Here is a 19,186-nt window from a genome sequence, read left to right on the forward strand (position 1 = left end):
ACATATTGCTTGGAGGCATTTTTATGAGTGCAAAAGAAAAGAAAAATAGGTATATATATAGTTTGGACGGACTTCGGGCCTTTGCTGTCATGGCTGTGATTGCTTATCACTTAGGCTTTGGATGGGCGTCTGGAGGATTTTTAGGAGTTGACGTTTTCTTTGTATTATCTGGGTATTTAATTACCTCAATTTTACTGGTGCAATCTTGGGAAAATCCTTTAAAGAATTTGAAGCATTTTTGGGTTAGCCGTACGAGAAGACTTCTTCCAGCTGTGTATGTGATGGTCGTATTAACTGCAGCGTGGGTTATTTTATTTAACCGACCATTGTTAACAACGCTACGAGGCGATGCATTATCGTCTATTTTTTATATGAGTAACTGGTGGTTTATTTTTCATAAAGTTTCATATTTTGATAGTTTTGGATCACCGTCACCATTAAAGAACTTATGGTCACTTGCTATTGAAGAGCAGTTTTATATTGTATGGCCACTTGTTTTATTGTTGGGTTTGAAATTTATTAAAAAGAGAGGAATTCTTTCGCTATTTATTTTAGCTGGAGTAATGGCCTCAGCCATTCTGATGTCTTTTTTATATGAGCCAGGAGGAGATCCTAGCCGCATTTATTATGGAACCGATACTCGGCTGTTTGCCCTTTTAATCGGTTGTTTACTTGCATTTGTCTGGCCGATGTATCGTTTATCATCAAAAAATCTTCCAGCTGTAGGCAAGCAAGTATTAAACGCAGTAAGTATGGTAAGCTTCTTTGTATTTATTCTCTGCGTATGGAGCGTTGATGAGTATACGCATGCATCTTTTCTTTATCAAGGTGGCATGCTGCTGATTTGTTTAAACGCTGCTGTGCTGGTTGCAACGATTAGTCACCCTAGTAGCTTTTTAGGAAAAGCTTTGTCGTTTAAACCGCTTCGCTGGCTTGGTACTAGATCATACGGTATCTATTTGTGGCATTATCCGGTTATTGTTCTTACAACACCTGTAGCCGAGATTGGCCGCCCGGTCTATTGGCATGCGCTGTTACAAGTAGGAATTACATTTATCATTGCTGAACTTTCGTACCGTTACATCGAGGTGCCTATTCGCACACGCGGTTTTCGCTATTATTTCCGGCATTACCATCCGAGAGAGCTTTTTAAATGGCGTAATCTCTCTCGTTCGAGACAAGCGGTTTTGGGCAGTCTCATTTTCTTTTTGGCGTTGTTTACAGCGGATATGACAAGCTTTGCTATTAGTACGCAGCAAAAGGATGAGACCGAAGCAAAACAAACAGAGGTTAAAATTCAAACGAATCATAAAGAAAATGCTTCAACTTCTGTCAAAGACAAGAACAAAGCGGAGGATGAAAAAACAAAGAACGCGGAAAAGAACTCCGCAGAAGAAAAATCTGATGCAAAAGAAGAACAGCAGCCGAATTCTTACAGAGATGTTCTTGCGATTGGAGATTCGGTCATGCTGGATATTGCTCCTAATCTTAAAGAGATGCCGCTTAGTATTACGATTGACGGAAAAGTAGGAAGGCAGCTCAATGAAGCACTGCAGCTAACTCCTAGTTATCAAGCATTTAATAATCCGAACAGCGCAGTGATTATTGAGTTAGGAACGAACGGTTATTTTACCAATGAAGAACTTGAACAACTGTTAAAAGCTTTTTCACAAGCGGACGTTTACTTAGTGAATACGCGCGTTCCTCGTTCCTGGGAAAGCACCGTGAACAAGAACTTGAAAGCTGCTTCTGAAAAGTTTGATCACGTCACGCTTGTAGATTGGTACTCTGAGGCTTCTAAGCACCCTGAATACTTTACATCAGATGGTGTCCACTTGGTAACTGAAGGATCAAGAGCATTAACAAAATTGATTGAAGAGCGTATGAATTTAGAATTTAAGGAAGAAAATGGTTCATAATGAGCGAGAGACGTATTGAGTTTTATATCATAAACTGATTAATAGATAAAACAAAAAAAGCTTACATGTGTAAGCTTTTTTTGTTTCAAGAAAGGCGAGAAGAAATATTGCCAGCGATTTCTTGAAGTTTTTCAGGCGTGTATTCGCTTGTATGCTCTTTCCATACAGCACCGAATCCATCGCCTTCCCCGTAGCGTGGAATAATGTGCATATGATAATGAAACACGGATTGACCAGCTTTTTCACCATTATTATTTAAGATGTTTAAGCCGATTGGGCTGTATGTTTCTTTAATTGCATTTGCAATTTGAGGAACCACTTCAAATAAATTGCGCGCAATTTCCGGTGTTAGTTCGTGAATGTCTTTTTTATGTACTTTTGGAATCACCAGCGTATGACCTTTTGTTACTTGACTAATGTCTAAAAAAGCTAATACATGTTCGTTTTCAAATACTTTTGCACCTGGAATTTCACCGCGAATAATTTTGCAAAAAATACAGTTTTCATCATGTGTGCTCATTATGTTCACCTTCCGTTACTAATATAAATGTATGGGTATACATGTACGTTTATTTTACCACAAAGTAGAAATGCAATCAGCAGGCAAGAAATAGCCACTCATATTTTATACACAAAAACGGGATGCAAACGATTATGCATCCCGTCATGTGAAGAAGGAAAAAATAGCTTTTAATGCAGCATATGATCTTTAAGGAACACCTCATTTACGTAATTACATTGCCTAATGAAACAGTAACTTGAAAAAGTATATTCTCTTTAACAAACACCTCATTTAAGCATTGAGCTAAAAAAATATACAATGTGAACGAAATCGTTCTTGGTCTTTGACAAACACCTCATTTACACAGTAATAAATGAACATTATTGTCTACCCATTATATATATTCTTACTACGTTCATGACTACCATCCCCTTATGAATCAAACATACATCGATTTACAATAAGGTTTTCTGAAATATGCCTGCTGTAGACACCTCATCCCAAATGTAAGAAGCTTTGTAATGATTAGTTGTAATCAATAACTTGTTTTCCTTCTTCCCTATATAGAATGTCCCGATATTTCGATTATATTCTGGAAAAATTAACCGAAAAGAATTGAAAACGATGTGAGGACGAAAAAGATTTGGTACAATAGAGCAAATAGCGCTTGCGCTTGTAGACAAAAAAGAACAAATAAAAGGAGATCGTGATGGGTTCTTTATTGCAAATTAACAATATTACAGGGGGATATACGAAAACTCCCGTCTTAAAAGATGTATCGTTTGATGTAAATGCAGGTGAATTAGTTGGGTTAATCGGCTTAAACGGAGCCGGAAAAAGTACAACGATTAAACATATCATTGGATTAATGGAAGCAAAAAAAGGAAGTGTATCCATTAATAATAAAACCTTTCAACAAGACCCAACAGGCTATCGAAGTCAGTTTACGTTTATTCCAGAAACTCCTGTGCTCTACGATGAATTAACATTAAAAGAACATTTGGATATGACAGCTATGGCTTATGGACTTGAGCCTCAAGCATATGAAGCACGTCTGCAGCCGCTTTTAAAAGAATTTCGTTTAGACCGGAAGTTAAAATGGTTTCCCGCGCATTTTTCAAAAGGGATGAAGCAGAAGGTTATGATTATGTGCGCTTTTTTGGTTCAGCCGTCTCTTTATATTATTGATGAACCTTTTTTAGGTTTAGACCCGCTTGGTATTCAATCTTTACTTGATTTGATGACGGATATGAAAAAGCAAGGTGCAGGCATTTTAATGTCCACACACATTTTGGCGACCGCGGAGCGCTACTGTGATAAATTTGTTATTTTACATAACGGAGAAGTAAGAGCGCAAGGAACGCTTAAAGATCTTCAAGAAGAATTTCAGATGCGCAATGCTACTCTTGATGAAATTTATATTGAATTAACAAAGGAAGAAGGCTATGAGTAAGATTGACGCATTATGGAAGCAACGATTTCAGCAGTATTTAGTGGATGTAAGAAGATATACAAAATATATCTTAAATGACCACATTAAATTAGTGTTAATTTTTGCGATTGGCGGCTTGGCCTACTATTATCAACAGTGGTTGAGTACATTAACACCTGCGTTTCCTTCGGCTGTAGTGATTGCGATCCTTATGGGATTGATTTTAACAATGGGCCAAATTCAAACGTTTTTAAAACGACCTGATTTAGTCTTTTTGCTTCCTTTGGAGACGAAGCTGCAGCCTTATTTCAAAAAATCTTTTTGGTTTACCTTTACGATTCAGCTTTATATTTTATTATTTGCAACGGGTGCAGCAGCGCCTCTTCACGTAAAAGTAATGCATGATTCTTACTCAAATATTTTTGTGTTTTTTCTGCTATTACTCATTCTGAAAGTTGTAAACTTAGGCATGTCTTGGTGGGCCGTATGGTTTGAAGAAAAGTGGGCGAAGTGGACAGATTATATCGTCAGGTTTTTCTTAAACGCAGTTTTTACTTATTTCTTATTTTCGCATGCATACGTATTTTTCACAGGGATTGTAGCGGTAATTATGATTGCGCTAGCCGTTTATTATCGCTCTCTTACAAAAAGGAAGCCGATTAAATGGGAAAAGCTAATTGACTTAGAAGAAAAGCGCATGGGCTATTTTTATCGATTAGCTAATTTATTTACGGATGTTCCACAAGTCAAAGAACGAATCAAACGCCGTAGATATTTAGATTGGCTAGTAACACGTATTCCATTTCGTCAAAATGCTACTTACCATTACTTGTACACCAGAACATTTTTGCGATCAGGAGATTATTTAAGCTTGCTCGTTCGCTTAACTGTCATTGGCGGATTTTTAATTGTAGCTGCGCCGTTTCAATACGGCAATATAGTGGTTGTTTTATTTGTTGTATACATGACGGGTTTTCAATTACTCCCGCTTTGGAAGCAGCACAAGCAAATTTTATGGCTTTCTCTTTATCCAGTCGAAGCTAAAGAACGAAAAAGGGCATTTTTGGATGTATGGAAAAAAGCGCTGTATGTACAAATTCTTGTGCTCGCCATAGTGGTGGCTTTTTCTAATATAGTTGCTGCACTGCTTTCCTTGGCAGCAGGTGCTATATTTATTCACTTATTTGTAAATTCATATGTAAATAAAAAATTAACGTAAAAAAAGCTCCGAATGGAGCTTTTTTTACGTTTTTAGACTACTTTTGAGACGAAGATAATATCCGAAAGCGATAGACGTTCATCGCTACTTTTGTGAGATGATCAAGAAGCTGATAATTCGCATACGCACCTACAACAGCTCCAATTCCCGGCATCAGCTGAAACATTTTCACAACATCAATGTAATCGCGATATTCTTGTTGAAAAGCTTTCCAATCAAGCTCAAGAAGTTCCTCTTTCTTTTCCTCCCAGCTTTCTACTACTTCGAGCAGCTTCGTTCTATGGTCGTCGCTGCAAAAGGCAAGATGAAAAATATATAGCATATAAATGCGTTCTTCTTTTTCTTTTACATCAAAACCATACGTCGCGGCAATGTCAAATAAGCACTTCATTTTTATGGAAAGAAGAAGTGGGAAATCTGCTGCGCCTAAAAGGAGACCACCTGCACCAGTACCAGCTCCTTCTACAGCAGCTGTTTTTTTGTACTTAGGTATGAGCTCCAAAATTCTTTTCTCTTTTTCTTCAAACGAAAGACCGCTGACATCTCTTTTTTTAGTCGTGAAATCGGACCCAACAAGCGTGGTTTCAACCATTTTTTTTATACTTTCAGTTATAATTCTATGGACTTTAGCAGGGATTTTTTCATTTAGTTTAAGCTGTAAGGCTTTTGCGGTACGCTGAAATTTAGAAGGTCGTTTCAACATGCTAAATTTCCAATGTTCAGCTTCTCGTAACACTTTTTCTTCATACGTATTCAAAAAAGTCACCTCTTTTCAGTCGATATAAATACTACGTTTTAAGTGAGAAAAAGTTTCCTAAAATAAAACAGCAAGCAATCGTCTGTTTATCTGTACGAATGCTTGCTGAATGATTAATTCGCTTTTATTGCGTTTTTAGAATGAGCTTGTTCTCTTAAATACTCAACAGCAGTCGTACCAAGCGTTTTCGCTGCGATAAGCATTGCTTTTTCGTTAAAATCAAATTTAGGATGATGATGAGGATAAGGAGCATCTACACCTTCTGGCTGAGCTCCTGTAAAGAAGAACGTTCCTTTAATCTGCTGCAAATAATAAGAGAAATCTTCTCCAGTCATGTGAGGCTCCGTTTCTTCGACTGTATGAACTTCATCGATTTGAGAAGCAGCAGAAGCAAGAAAGGCCGTTTCTTCCGGGTGGTTTACGACGGAAGGATAGCCGCGCGTATAACTCAGCTCATAAGAAGCATCAGCCGTTAAGCATGTACCTTGGACAATTCGTTCGATTTCTTTTTCGACATCATTTCGTACATCTTCATTAAATGTTCTTACCGTTCCAATTAGTCGAGCAGAATCAGCGATAATATTAAATGCATTTTCCGCTACAAAAGAACCTATGCTTACAACTGCTGAATCAATTGGATTTACACGTCTGCTTACAATTTGCTGTAAATTAACAACAAGCTGAGAGGCGATGACGATTGAGTCTTTTGTTTTGTGGGGCTGTGCACCGTGTCCGCCTGCTCCTTTGATCGTAATTTCAAAGCGATCAGCAGCAGCCATAATAGGGCCCGTTCGATATTGAACCACACCAGTGGGAGTTAATGACCATAAATGCGTTCCGAATATCGCGTCTACATCGTCTAAGCATCCGTCTTCAATCATGGACTTGGCGCCTCCGGGAGCATACTCTTCGGCGTGCTGATGAATGAAGACGATTTTACCAGGGAGAGAATCTCTTATTTCAAAAAGCGCTTTAGCAAGGACTAAAAGAGTAGCCGTATGACCATCGTGGCCACATGCATGCATCACGCCCGGAACAGTTGATTGATAGGGTACATCTTTTTCATCTTGAATAGGAAGGGCATCAAAGTCGGCTCTCAAAGCTACAGTAGGACCAGGTTTTCCTCCTTGAATACTTGCTACAATGCCGTTTCCTCCTACATTTGCTCGGTAAGAAATACCGATCTTGTCATAAAAAGACCGAATGTAGGCAGCAGTTTGAAATTCTTTAAAAGACGGTTCTGGATACTGATGCAGATATCGGCGAATTTGAACCATTTCATCAAATTTTTCTTCAAGTAAAGTATGTAGCTTGGAGTTCACATAACCATATCCTTTCTGTGTAAGTTGAATAAAGTTTTGAATTTTTTGACATTTAAATCATTATATCATTATCTATAAAAAAGAAAAGAATGTAAGCGTTGTTATTGAAAAAAGTAATTGAATCATGAAATATCTTATATACATAATAGATACATAAGATGAGAAATAGGGACAAAGAATGAGTTTTTTACCAATTTTCTCGTGAGATAATAGGAGGTAACGATATGGTAGATTCACAAACTGTATCTCTGTACAAAAAATTGATGTGGGCGTTTGGGATTGCGGGTCTCGTTTTTTTAGGAGTGTTGTTTGCTGTGTCGACAGATTCTTTTCAAGGAGACCGCTGGCTTGTTTCAGCTATAGATGACAGCACTATTCTTCAGTCAGCGTCATCTGTTTTTCACGGCCTGTCTTTTTTAGCTTCAAAAGTGATGATTATGGTTCTTTTAGCTGTACTTATTGTTTTTTTATTTTTAAAAAAAGACTATATTGGCATGATATCCTCATTTTTACTTATTTTAAGCGGCGATATTATTAATAAAGCAGTTAAAGATGCGGTAGAACGAGCCCGTCCTCTTGAAGGCATCGAAGGCTACAGTTTTCCAAGCGGCCATGCAATGATGGGAATTCTTATCTACGGTCTGATTTTCTTTTTTCTGATCAAGCATATAAACAATCAAAAGGTGGCCAAGTGGTATCAGCGGGCAATTACTTTAATTGTTTTGTTAATCGGCGTGAGCCGTATTCTGTTAAGAGAACACTTTTTAACAGATGTATTAGCTGGCTACAGCTTAGGGCTTATGTGGCTAATTGTAGGTATTTTCTTCTATACGCTTGTTTATGCGTATGTAAGGCCGTCAGCGGAAAAAGAGTTTCCAAAAGGTATGTAACAAATATATACATATAACCCCCTTCATCAAAAGAAGGGGGCTTTTGTTTAAACTAGGAACATTGCGACAATCGTTGTAACAACTAATCCAATCGCTACAGGTTTTAAATTGCGTCTAGCGAGTTCAAACGGACTGACTCCACAAATCGCAGCAGCTGGAATGAGCGCCCATGGAATCAACGTTCCCCCTCCAACCCAAATCGCAGCAATTTGCCCCAAAGCAGTTAGCGTGGCAGCGCCCGATCCTAAAGCAGATGCAAATAAATGAGAGACAGAGCCTACGAGTGAAATACCTGAAAAGCCTGAACCGTCTAACCCTGTAATAGCTCCTAGCGCAGTTATCGTCACAGTAGCGACCTGTGCAGTTAACGGTACAGTCGAAGCAAGCGCAACGCCTAGGTCATTGACAAGTCCATGTGATCCTTTCGGAAGAAAGTCACCAATGATTGTTTTGAATCCAGCATCTCCTAAATAGAAAAAAGCGGCAATCGGAATAACGGGACCGAATACTTTAAACCCAAACTGCAAGCCTTCAATCAAGTAGGAAGTTGTTTGTTCGAGACCTTTTCCTTTGTGAGCAATAAGCGACACCACTACTAAAATAAATAGAGCTGTACCTCCAACGAGAGCAGTGGCATCTCCTCCCTGTAAATGAAGGGCGAACATTGCCCATACGTCTATAGCAAAGAAAAGAGGAACTATAATGGCTAAAGCCCGGCGTAATGAAGGAGAAAGAGGTGTGGATTGGTTAGAAGAGCTGCTTGTTAAAATTGTCGGTTGCGCCTGAATTTTATTGTGCTTCATATCTTGTTTTAGAAAGTAAAAAGCAGAGAGTGTGGTAACGACTCCCATCACAATGACAAGAGGGACACTTGCTTGAACAACCTCGTGAACCGGAAGACCTGCTGCGTCAGCGGTTATCTTAGGGGCAGCTTGAATAACAAAGTCTCCTGAAAGCGCAACGCCGTGGCCGAATAAATTCATCGCTACAGCTACGCCTATAGCTGGAAGCCCTACGCGGATGGCAACTGGTAAAAGCACGGCTCCAAGTAAAGCAACGGCTGGAGAAGGCCAGAAAAAATAGGAGATGGTCATCATAACTAATCCAATAACCCAATAGGCAAGAGTAGGTGTTTTAATGAGGCGAGCAAAAGGTGAAATCATCGATTCATTTATTCCTGTAGCCATTAAGACTTTACTCATGGATACAATAATTGAAATAATTAAAATGGTAGGAAGCAGTTCTGTAATGGCATAAATGAAGCTGGAAAAAACAGCGCTGACGGAGTGGCTTAACGAAGAGGTAGCCGTTAAGGAAAGCAAAAAAATCCCGAGTATACAAAGGATACTCGTATCTCGCCGCATAATCATAAAGCCAATAATGAAGGCGATAAAAAGGACATACATCCAATGAAGAGCTCCAAGCTCTATGCCCATAAAAATTCCTCCCAATAGGTGATGTAGTATACAATATGACGTTTGTGCCTATTGTGATACTCGCCTACTAGGAGGATGTTTACTTATTTAACTACGTGGTATGAGGTCACATAAGAAGGGCGAGAGAAAATCGATGGCTGCTGATCCACGCCTTCTGACGTACCGCGTTTTTTGTGTGCTTCATTATAGGCTTTTGAAGACTGCCAATCGCTAAATGAACTTTCATCTTTCCATCCTGTAAAGATAATGTATGTGTCATTTTGCAGTGGACGAAGCACACGAATAGCTGAAAAGCCTGCTTCATTTTCAATTAAACGAGCGCGTTGGCTAAATCGCTGTTCAAACAAAGGACGACCTTCATCTGTAACTGAAATATTATTTAGTACAGCAAATCCGCTATCTGCAAGATCTCCAGAAGCATCTAATACTTCATAAGCATGTCCTTCTTTAAAAATTGTATCTCCATCTGTTTCGTGGACTAGTGCAAATTGATCGTCATCTTTGTGAAGCAGTAATAAACGTTCACTCGGATGTTCGTCGATCAACTTTTGAAGGTAAGGGCCTGTTCCGTAAGTAATAAAGATCTTCATGGATTATACTTCCTTTCTAATTGGGAATTGCATACAATTTACAATTGTAAATCATACTAAAATTATAAAATTTTACACACAAAAATTCAAAAATTGTGAACTTCTAATGAAGATGGTAAAGTAAAACATTGATGAAGTTGTTTTCCATATTATCAAAAGTTTAGCGGAAGAAAAGGGGTGGCACGATGTACAAAAAAGGCTTATACGCAATTGCTGCCTTAGTTGGAATTTTTCTATTAGGATTGATTGGATATATTATCATCTTGTTTCTTGGAAACTATGTAATTGATGAGAAAAAAATCGTCATGGACTCGGCTACAAGATTAGTCGATGAAAATGGAGACGAATTAACAAAGCTCTATGTGAAAAATCGGGACTTGGTTTCAATTGACAAGATTCCAAAGCATGTGCAACAAGCATTTATTTCAATTGAAGATGTTCGTTTTTATGAACACCACGGAATCGATTTTAAATCTATTGGCCGAGCATTATACCGAGATATATTGGCTGGAGGAAGTGTTGAAGGAGGAAGTACTTTAACACAGCAGCTGGCTAAAAATGTGTTTTTATCGAATGATAAAACGCTGCTTAGAAAAACAAAAGAAGTAGTGGTGGCTATTAACCTGGAGCAGCGTTACAGTAAGCAAAAACTGCTTGAAATGTATTTGAATCAAATATACTTTGGACACGGAGCCTATGGAATCCAAGCTGCATCCAAGCTTTACTTCAATAAAGATGTCTCCGAATTAACGGTAGAAGAAGGTGCACTTCTCGCTGCACTGCCAAAAGCACCGAATTCCTATTCTCCTATTTTACATCCAGAAAAAAGTATAGAACGTAGAAATGTTGTGTTAAATGCCATGCAAAAAGCAGGTTATTTATCAGCTGAAAAAAATGTCCGTTTGCAAGGAAGAACGCTGGGGTTGAACATAAAGGAGCAGGCTAAAAATCCAGCGTATTTAACCTATATCGATATGGTTATCCAAGAAGCAGAGAAGAAATACAGCATTTCGGGCAATGAGCTTCTGCGCGGAGGTTATACGGTCAAAGTACCGATGAATATAAAAGTACAAGAAGCCGCCTACGAGCTGATGAAAGAAAATCGTTATTTTCCAGGTACAGATAACAGTGCCCAAGGTGCTTTTGTATTAGTCGATAACAAAAGCGGAGGAGTTTTATCTGTTATGGGAGGACGAGATTATGTACAAAAATCGCTCAACCGCGTAAATGTCAAAAGACAGCCAGGTTCTACGATGAAACCTATTGCGGTATATGGCCCTGCATTAGAAGAAGGTCAATTCAAGCCTTATTCGTTGCTGCAAGACAAGCTTAGAAGCTACGGGGGATACACACCTAAAAACGTAGACGGCCAATATGCTAAAAAGGTAACGATGTACGATGCCTTAAAAGATTCTAAAAACGCAGCTGCCGTCTGGACATTGAATCAGCTAGGAGTTGAAACAAGCAAGCAGTATCTCACAAAGCTAGGAATTCCGTTAGAAGATAAAGGGCTTGCGATTGCTCTTGGAGGATTAAAGGAAGGAATTACACCGCTTCAATTAGCAGGAGCGTACCGGGCATTTGCTGAAAATGGAGAAAACATCCAACCGTACTTTATTCAAGAGATAAAAGATCAAGATGGAAAAGTGATTGCAAAAGCTGTTCCCGACACTCACAAAGCATTTTCAAAACAGACGGCTTGGTATATGACAAAAATGCTTCAAGGAGTTGTTAAAGAAGGAACGGCAAAAAATGGAGAGTTTAAAGGAGAGTTAGCAGGAAAAACAGGGTCTACTTCGTATACGAATGTTAAAGGAGCCACAAGAGATGCTTGGTTTGTTGGATATACCCCAGATGTTGTAGGAAGCGTGTGGATGGGATATGATTCTACAAATGACCAGCACTATTTAACAAAAGGAAGTTCTTATCCAACTCTATTATTTAAAGACATTCTAACAAGAGCTGGTTACGACGAAGCTGCATTTCAAAAGCCAGCAGGCGTTAAAGATCTGCCAAAACCAATACGTTTAGAGCAAGTTAAAGATTTAAAACAAGAATTAACATTCCATCCATTTGGTTTGCTAACGGTAAGTTTATCGTGGACACCTTCACCTGATAAAAGAGCTGTTTATTATGTTTATGAGAAAAAAGGGGATAAAGCCGAATTGATTGGCAAAGTGAAGGGAAAAGGAGCATTTGAAAAAGAGCGTGTGAATCTGCTCGACAGTCCTACTTATTATGTAGTTCCTTACAATTCCCAAACACAACAAAAAGGAAAAAAATCCAACGAAGTAACACCTGCTCTTTTTCAATAAAAAAGGAAGAGTAGGGCGATTTTTTGACATTTTTAGCAGGTGGCTATACAAGTCGTAAAGAAATGGGTATAGTGACAAGTAGAGAATATAACGTGAAACTTTAATCAGTAGAGGAACCGGTATGTTCCTTTGCTGATTATTGTCTGTCTAATCGAAGAAAATACGGATGGAAGACAATCGAGAAAGGTGGAAATTATGAGTCAAGGAACGTTTAACGATACTTTTTTAAAAGCCTGTAGAGGGGAAAAAACGGATCATGTTCCGGTTTGGTATATGCGCCAAGCAGGGCGTTCACAGCCGGAATACCGAAAGCTAAAAGAGAAGTACTCTCTATTTGAAATCACTCATCAGCCGGAGCTTGGGGCATACGTAACACGCCTGCCCGTTGAACAGTACGGAGTGGATGCAGCTATTTTATATAAAGATATAATGTCACCGCTTCCTTCAATTGGAGTGGATGTTGAAATCAAGTCAGGAATTGGTCCTGTCATTTCTAATCCAATTCAATCTTTAAGCGATGTAGAAAAGCTAGGAGAAATTACCCCGGAAGAAGATGTTCCGTATGTATTAGATACGATTAAGCTGTTAACAACAGAACAGTTAAACGTACCTCTAATTGGTTTTGCCGGTGCTCCTTTCACAGTAGCAAGCTATATGATTGAAGGAGGACCTTCAAAAAACTATAATAAAACAAAAGCATTTATGTACACGGAACCTAAAGCATGGTTTGCGCTAATGGATAAGTTAGCAGATATGACGATTACATATGTAAAAGCGCAAATTGACGCTGGAGCAAAAGCCATTCAAATCTTTGATTCATGGGTGGGGGCTTTAAATGTAGCGGATTATCGTTATTTTATAAAGCCTGTTATGGAGCGGATTTTTACCTCTTTGCGCGAAAAAAATGTACCTCTCATTATGTTTGGAGTAGGAGCAAGTCATTTGGCAAAAGAATGGCATGATCTGCCGCTGGATGTAGTGGGATTAGATTGGCGAACACAGCTGGATGAAGCACGCGCACTAGGCTTAACAAAAACACTGCAAGGAAACTTAGATCCTGCTATTTTGTTAGCTCCATGGGAAGTTATTGAAGAACGTGTAACAGAAATATTAGATAAAGGGATGGCCAGTCCTGGTTACATCTTCAACTTGGGGCACGGCGTCTTTCCACAGGTTCAGCCGGAAACGTTGAAGCGTTTAACAACCTTTATTCATGAATATTCTGCAAATAGACAATAAATTGTCAAATAATTTGGAGCGCTAAACTTTGAATTTTTCTTTTTATTCATGGCAAAATGAAGACAAGTATTGAATCTAACAAAGAGGTGTCGAACACATGAGTAAAAAAGTAATGGGATTACTTGTAATGGCATATGGAACACCATATAAAGAAGAAGATATTGAACGTTACTATACACATATCCGCCGCGGACGTAAACCTTCACCGGAAGCCTTGGAAGATTTACAAAACCGCTACGAAGCAATTGGGGGCATTTCACCTCTTGCAAAAATTACGCAGCAGCAAATGGAAAGTCTAGAAAAGCGCTTGAATGAAGTACAGGATGAAATTGAATTTAAAGCGTATCTTGGCTTAAAGCATATTGAACCGTTTGTTGAAGATGCAGTAGAAGCCATGCATAAAGACGGAATTAAAGAAGCGGTCAGCATTGTTCTTGCACCTCACTTTTCAACGTTTAGCGTAAAATCTTATAATGGACGCGCCAAAGAAACAGCTGAAAAATTAGGAGGACCAATCATTCATTCCGTAGAAAGCTGGTACAGTGAGCCAAAGTTCATTCAGTACTGGGCTACACGTGTTAAACAAACGTTTGATTTAATAGACGAAGAGAAACGCCAAAAAGCCGTATTGATTGTTTCTGCGCATAGCTTGCCAGAAAAAATTATTGCAGCAGGAGATCCATATCCAAATCAGCTTCAAGAAACAGCGGATTTAATTGCACAAGCAGCTGGTATTGAACATTACGAAATTGGCTGGCAAAGTGCTGGAAATACGCCTGAGCCATGGATAGGTCCTGATGTCCAAGATTTAACAAGAGAACTGCATGAAGAAAAAGGCTATACGTCGTTCGTCTATACCCCGGTTGGATTTATCGCGGACCACTTAGAAGTACTTTATGATAACGACTACGAATGCAAAGTGGTGACAGATGAAATTGGGGCTGATTATTACCGTCCTGAAATGCCGAATGCACAGCCTGAATTTATCGATGGGTTAGCTACAGTTGTGTTAAAACGAATTGCCCGTTAAGTCAATATAGATTCTTTGTACGTTGAACAGGGACGAAAAGTAACTTATAATCAATATAAAGAAAAGTAAGAAGCGAGCTATGGGTTTCCATAATCGCTTCTCTTTATATTGAATTTTACAGAAAAGGCGATGATAACATGACGGATAGACGAAAAAAGGTTGTCATCATCGGTGGAGGAATAACAGGTCTTTCAGCTGCCTATTATTTGCAAAAAAAAATAAAGGATCATCAGCTGCCTATTGATCTTCAACTAATAGAAGCGACGCATCGGCTTGGCGGGAAAATTCAAACGGTCAAACGAGACGGTTATTTATTTGAAAAAGGTCCTGATTCATTTTTAGCGCGTAAGCTAGCTGCTACAAAACTGGCAAAAGAAGTGGGGCTAGGTCGGGAGCTAGTCGGAAATGAAAAGGGAAAATCCTATATTCTGGTAAAAGATACACCGCATGCGCTGCCTGATGGTGCTGTAATGGGGATACCAACCAAGTTATCTCCTTTTATCACAACAGGGCTATTTTCGCCTGTTGGCAAGCTGCGCGCAGCAGCTGATTTTTTTATACCGAAGACAAAAAATCAGGATGACCGTTCGCTAGGCGTATTTTTTAGAAGACGGTTTGGTGATGAAGTTGTTGAAAATTTAATTGAGCCTCTATTATCAGGAATTTACGCAGGAGACGTTGATCGTTTGAGTTTAAGATCAACATTTCCACAGTTTTTGCATGCTGAACATAAGTACAGAAGCTTAATTGTTGGAATGAAAAAGCTAAAAGAAATTCACCCACAGCACGGTGATGATTCGGAGTTTAAAAAAAATAGCGTCTTTTTAACATTAAAAGAAGGTCTTCAATCGCTAGTAGATGGGGTAGAAAAAGCAATAGATCCTGATATTATTACAAAAGGAATAAAGGTAGAGAAAATTTATAAAGAAGATACCACATATGAATTATCCTTAAATAGCGGGAAAGTAATAAAAGCAGACAGCGTTATTGTAACTTCTCCTCATGCAGCTGCTCAGTCTATGCTCTCGGAATATAAAATATTCGAACCGTTAAAGCATATGCCTTCCACTTCAGTAGCTACTGTTGTGATAGCCTTTGCACAAGAAGCGCTGCAAGACAATCTAGATGCAATGAACATCGCCGTTTCCAGAAATAGCGATTACACGATTACGGCATGCACGTGGCTAAATAAAAAGTGGCCGCATGCGGTTCCGGAAGGAAAAGTGCTGCTAAGATGTTTAGTTGGACGAACCGGGGATGAAGCTGTGGTGGATCAGCCTGACGATGAAATTTTTAAAATTGTCCTGGAGGATTTGAAGAAGCTCATTACGATTTCTGCGGAGCCTGAATTTTACGCGGTAACGAGATGGAAGCAGTCAATGCCTCAGTATACGGTCGGACATCACGATATGCTAGATACAATGAATGAACAGCTTGAAAAAGAGCTTGCCGGTCTTTATGTAGCGGGAAGCTCGTACGAGGGTCTAGGTATACCAGAATGTGTAGAGCAAGGAGAAGATGTGGCTAAAAAAGCGGTTAAATATGTGCAGCAACTGTAGAAGTGGAGCGGTGAATCAATGCTCCGCTTTTTTGTCTACTACCCGTAGAGAAAGGTTATACTAAGAGAAGAGATTGTGGTTGAAAAGCAAAAGAAACTTGTGCTATAGTAAAACCGTACTTGTTGACTGAAATATTCATTTGGTCAGAAAGAAGGGGATAACGTGGCGATAGACCGAAAGCAATCAGTTGTTGATGCAGCGTCAAAATCATTTGCGCTGTTTGGATATAAAGCAACGACTATGGAGCAAGTGGCGAAGCTTGCAAATGTCGGAAAAGGAACGATTTATACTTTTTTTAAAAACAAAGAAGAGTTATTCGATGAAATTGTGACACGAATGATTCGAGAAATGACAGATGCAGCTGAAACTGTCATTGACAGCAGCCGTCCTTTTTTTGAAAATGCCCAAGCAGCCATTTTTCGAATCTTAGAATTCCGCACTGAGCATCAGCTCATGCTGAAGCTGGTACAGGAACAGCAGTTAGGCACTACAGCAGTGCAAGAAGTGCTTGTGCGAGTAGAAGAAGAGATTTTGACTTATATAAAAAACAAAATCGAAATTGCGATTTCTAAAAAAGAAATCAAACCGTGCAACCCGGAGCTCACAGCTTTTTTACTATTTAAAATGTACATTGCACTCGTCTATGATTGGGAAAAACGGCATGAGCCGCTTTCAGAAGAAAAAATTGCTGAATTAATTGAACTATACTTTTTACGCGGTCTGTCTCAGTGAGATAGGCTTTTTTCATAGAAAAAACAAAAAAGGTCTCATGACGAGACCTTTTTTATTGTTCATTATCATCTTTTTTTACGCCGTTTAATTCTGTATTTCCTGTTTTTGCATCTTCTTCTTTTTGTTCTACTTCTGTATTTCCTTGCTTTTTAAGTTTGAAGTAGGCATCAATAACATCACCTGTAATAGTTTTACTTTGTCCGCCAGAATTCGCTCCAGCAACATACGCAGAAGGAATAACAACTGCTACAGCTACTTCAGGATTGTCATAAGGTGCATAAGAGACAAAAGTGGAGTTACGTACGCTTACGCCTTGATTATAGGTTTCAGCTGTTCCTGACTTGCCTGCTATATTATATTTTCTGTATTTTGGATTTGTATACAAGGCGTGTCCAGTACCACCTTGAGCAGTAACAACACGACGAAAACCACGTTTTACAATGTCAATTTGCGACTGATTCATTGTAATACGGTTTAATACTTGTGGTTCCACGGAACTTTGTATACTTCCTTTTAGCTCACTGTCAAGTTCAGGCTCACGAATTTCTTTCACAAGGTGAGGTTTCATTCTGTATCCACCATTGGCAATTGTTGAAATGTATTGAACAAGCTGAAGCGGTGTATACGTATCGTATTGACCAATTGCAAAGTCGAGAGCTTTACCAGGTTCGTTTGTCACGGTGTTACGAATACCGGTTGATTCGTTTTCTAAATCAATTCCCGTTGGAATTCCAAGGCCAAACTGACTGTAGTATGAACGCATTTTATTAAAAATAGAAGGCGAGATATGCAATGATCCGCCAGGTCGATAAGTTTCACCAGCCATGTTTAGAATTGTTCTATACATAAAAACGTTAGAAGATTGCTCGAGAGCTTTTTCGATACCTGTAGCTCCCATATTGTGAGAAGATTTCTTCGGTTTAGTACCAGCAAACTTCATTGGTGCGTCATAAAAAACAGTACCAGGCTGAATTGCACCTGAGTCAAGTCCGGCTAGAACGGTCGCTCCTTTAACCGCGGAACCTACTTCATAAGAAGTTGTAAGATTTCCAAGCGCGAAGTCTTGAACTTTGCGTGCTCCTGTTTGTTTGTCAGTAACAAGCTGTTTTCCTCCCATTGCTAAAATGTCTCCCGTATGTGGGTCCATCATAATAGCAAACGCTCGGTCCATTAAGCGGTTCCTCGCAGAGCCTTCAAGTACAGCTTTCGTTAAAACATCTTCGACTTGTTTTTGCAGTTCCATATCAATCGTTAAAATTAAGTCACTGCCGCGCTGACCTTCAGTAACGGTCTCTTGACTCACTAAGTTGCCGGAGCGATCGGTTACGTTTTGTATGCGCGCTTTTTGACCACGAAGAACGTCTTCGTACTGCTTTTCTAAATAACTTTTTCCTACTCGGTCATTTCGGCTGTAGCCGTGGGACAAGTAGTACTGTAAGTTTTCGCTTGGTAACCCTTCGTCTGCCGATGTGATTTTACCAAGCAGCGTGCTAAGTAAGTCATCGTATGTATACATACGGTCCCAGTAAGTTGTCGTATCGACGCCAGGCAAGTCACTCAGCTGCTCACTAATAACGGCAAGCTCTTTATCAGTTAAGCCGCTTTTAATAATTTGAGCAGTTAACGCATACCCGCCTTCCATCTTGCTTTTAATGGCAATCACTTCAAGGTCGTCTTTCACCGATAAAAGTTCATTTTTAGTGATGCGCTTCAGCTGAAGAGGATACAAATCATCTTCAGAAATTTTTTCTTCTTTTACTTTTTGCTTATCTGCTGCGGTAATTTTTTTCGCTGCTGCTTTTGGATGAGTTGCAATCCAATAATCTTTTAAGTCGCGTTCTGTTAGCTTAATCGTATTTTTATCTTTCTTTTTATCCGATTTGCCAAACACGTCTGTTGTAACAGGAACATCAATAAGAGTGGCAAGCTTTTTAGCTACTTTTAGCTTGTCTTCTTGAGTGACGCCCTTCAAACGCGTGTACGTGACAGCGTTCAACGGTTTATTATCCACGATAACGCGGTCATAGCGGTCTAGCATCTTTCCGCGAGGAACCGGTGAATCTACCGTTTCATCTTCTGTTTTTTCAACTTCTCGTTTATAGTTCTCTCCGTACACAATCTGTACGAAGCCTAATCGTAAAATGAGTGCAGAAAAAAGCAGGAAAACCACAATAAACAGCCAGTTAATTCGAAATGAGACATGTGTTTTTTTGCGCTTTTTAGTTTTCATGTAAACCCCTTCAC

Annotated in this window: 15 protein-coding genes; 9 read left to right on the forward strand and 6 right to left on the reverse strand. The window is 39.2% G+C overall.

Going from position 1 to position 19,186, the window contains the following annotated elements; genetic code table 11:
* Positions 1–23 precede the first annotated feature (23 nt).
* A complete protein-coding gene (locus NST66_RS01500) occupies positions 24–1,919 on the forward strand; it encodes an acyltransferase family protein (RefSeq protein WP_340843035.1) in 1,896 nt (631 codons plus the stop codon).
* Between the two features lie 85 nt (positions 1,920–2,004).
* Here NST66_RS01500 and NST66_RS01505 read toward each other — a convergent pair whose 3' ends face one another.
* A complete protein-coding gene (locus tag NST66_RS01505; RefSeq protein WP_014461670.1) occupies positions 2,005–2,439 on the reverse strand; it encodes an HIT family protein in 435 nt (144 codons plus the stop codon).
* Positions 2,440–3,130: 691 nt separating this feature from the next.
* On the opposite strand from NST66_RS01505, the gene NST66_RS01510 reads away from it, so the two are divergent.
* Both NST66_RS01510 and NST66_RS01515 read left to right on the forward strand, forming a co-directional pair.
* Positions 3,131–3,874 (forward strand): ABC transporter ATP-binding protein, encoded by a 744-nt coding sequence (locus NST66_RS01510; RefSeq protein WP_034267986.1) that lies wholly within the window; start codon positions 3,131–3,133, stop codon positions 3,872–3,874.
* Positions 3,867–5,072, forward strand: coding sequence for an ABC transporter permease (locus tag NST66_RS01515; RefSeq protein WP_328132352.1), 1,206 nt, complete (start codon positions 3,867–3,869; stop codon positions 5,070–5,072). Before NST66_RS01510 ends, NST66_RS01515 begins: the two co-directional genes overlap by 8 nt.
* 37 nt (positions 5,073–5,109) lie before the next feature.
* Here the strand turns inward: NST66_RS01515 and NST66_RS01520 are convergent, their stop codons facing one another.
* Positions 5,110–5,829, reverse strand: coding sequence for an EcsC family protein (locus NST66_RS01520; protein ID WP_154992348.1), 720 nt, complete (start codon positions 5,827–5,829; stop codon positions 5,110–5,112).
* 113 nt (positions 5,830–5,942) lie between these two features.
* Positions 5,943–7,151: a M20 family metallopeptidase gene (locus NST66_RS01525; RefSeq protein ID WP_340843036.1), complete on the reverse strand. Its 1,209-nt coding sequence runs from the start codon at positions 7,149–7,151 to the stop codon at positions 5,943–5,945.
* A 224-nt stretch (positions 7,152–7,375) separates the two neighbouring features.
* Here NST66_RS01525 and NST66_RS01530 point away from each other — a divergent pair, with 224 nt between their 5' ends.
* Positions 7,376–8,041 carry a phosphatase PAP2 family protein gene (locus NST66_RS01530; protein WP_028412547.1) on the forward strand — a complete coding sequence of 222 codons (666 nt, stop codon included), beginning with the start codon at positions 7,376–7,378 and terminating at the stop codon, positions 8,039–8,041.
* Between the two features lie 47 nt (positions 8,042–8,088).
* Here the strand turns inward: NST66_RS01530 and NST66_RS01535 are convergent, their stop codons facing one another.
* Both NST66_RS01535 and NST66_RS01540 read right to left on the reverse strand, forming a co-directional pair.
* On the reverse strand, positions 8,089–9,477 hold the full coding sequence (locus tag NST66_RS01535; RefSeq protein ID WP_047751678.1) for a hypothetical protein: 1,389 nt from the start codon (positions 9,475–9,477) through the stop codon (positions 8,089–8,091).
* A gap of 83 nt (positions 9,478–9,560) precedes the next feature.
* Positions 9,561–10,067 (reverse strand): antibiotic biosynthesis monooxygenase family protein, encoded by a 507-nt coding sequence (locus NST66_RS01540; protein ID WP_013055327.1) that lies wholly within the window; start codon positions 10,065–10,067, stop codon positions 9,561–9,563.
* 185 nt (positions 10,068–10,252) lie between these two features.
* Here NST66_RS01540 and NST66_RS01545 point away from each other — a divergent pair, with 185 nt between their 5' ends.
* The 5 genes from NST66_RS01545 (at position 10,253) to NST66_RS01565 (ending at position 16,942) form a co-directional block, all read left to right on the forward strand.
* Positions 10,253–12,382 carry a transglycosylase domain-containing protein gene (locus NST66_RS01545; protein ID WP_033580640.1) on the forward strand — a complete coding sequence of 710 codons (2,130 nt, stop codon included), beginning with the start codon at positions 10,253–10,255 and terminating at the stop codon, positions 12,380–12,382.
* 195 nt (positions 12,383–12,577) lie between these two features.
* The gene (gene hemE / locus NST66_RS01550) at positions 12,578–13,621 is read left to right on the forward strand and encodes a uroporphyrinogen decarboxylase (RefSeq protein WP_013055329.1); all 1,044 of its coding nucleotides are present in this window, start codon (positions 12,578–12,580) and stop codon (positions 13,619–13,621) included.
* Between the two features lie 97 nt (positions 13,622–13,718).
* Positions 13,719–14,651, forward strand: coding sequence for a ferrochelatase (hemH, locus tag NST66_RS01555; protein ID WP_028412544.1), 933 nt, complete (start codon positions 13,719–13,721; stop codon positions 14,649–14,651).
* A 137-nt stretch (positions 14,652–14,788) separates the two neighbouring features.
* On the forward strand, positions 14,789–16,210 hold the full coding sequence (gene hemY / locus NST66_RS01560) for a protoporphyrinogen oxidase (protein ID WP_013055331.1): 1,422 nt from the start codon (positions 14,789–14,791) through the stop codon (positions 16,208–16,210).
* Positions 16,211–16,372: 162 nt separating this feature from the next.
* Positions 16,373–16,942, forward strand: coding sequence for a TetR/AcrR family transcriptional regulator (locus tag NST66_RS01565; protein WP_028412542.1), 570 nt, complete (start codon positions 16,373–16,375; stop codon positions 16,940–16,942).
* 52 nt (positions 16,943–16,994) lie between these two features.
* Here NST66_RS01565 and NST66_RS01570 read toward each other — a convergent pair whose 3' ends face one another.
* Complete coding sequence (locus tag NST66_RS01570) at positions 16,995–19,172, reverse strand: peptidoglycan D,D-transpeptidase FtsI family protein (RefSeq protein WP_033580639.1); 2,178 nt, start codon at positions 19,170–19,172, stop codon at positions 16,995–16,997.
* Between the last annotated feature and the right edge of the window lie 14 nt (positions 19,173–19,186).

Source organism: Priestia sp. FSL W8-0524 (genome assembly GCF_038005965.1).
Classification (GTDB): domain Bacteria; phylum Bacillota; class Bacilli; order Bacillales; family Bacillaceae_H; genus Priestia; species Priestia zanthoxyli.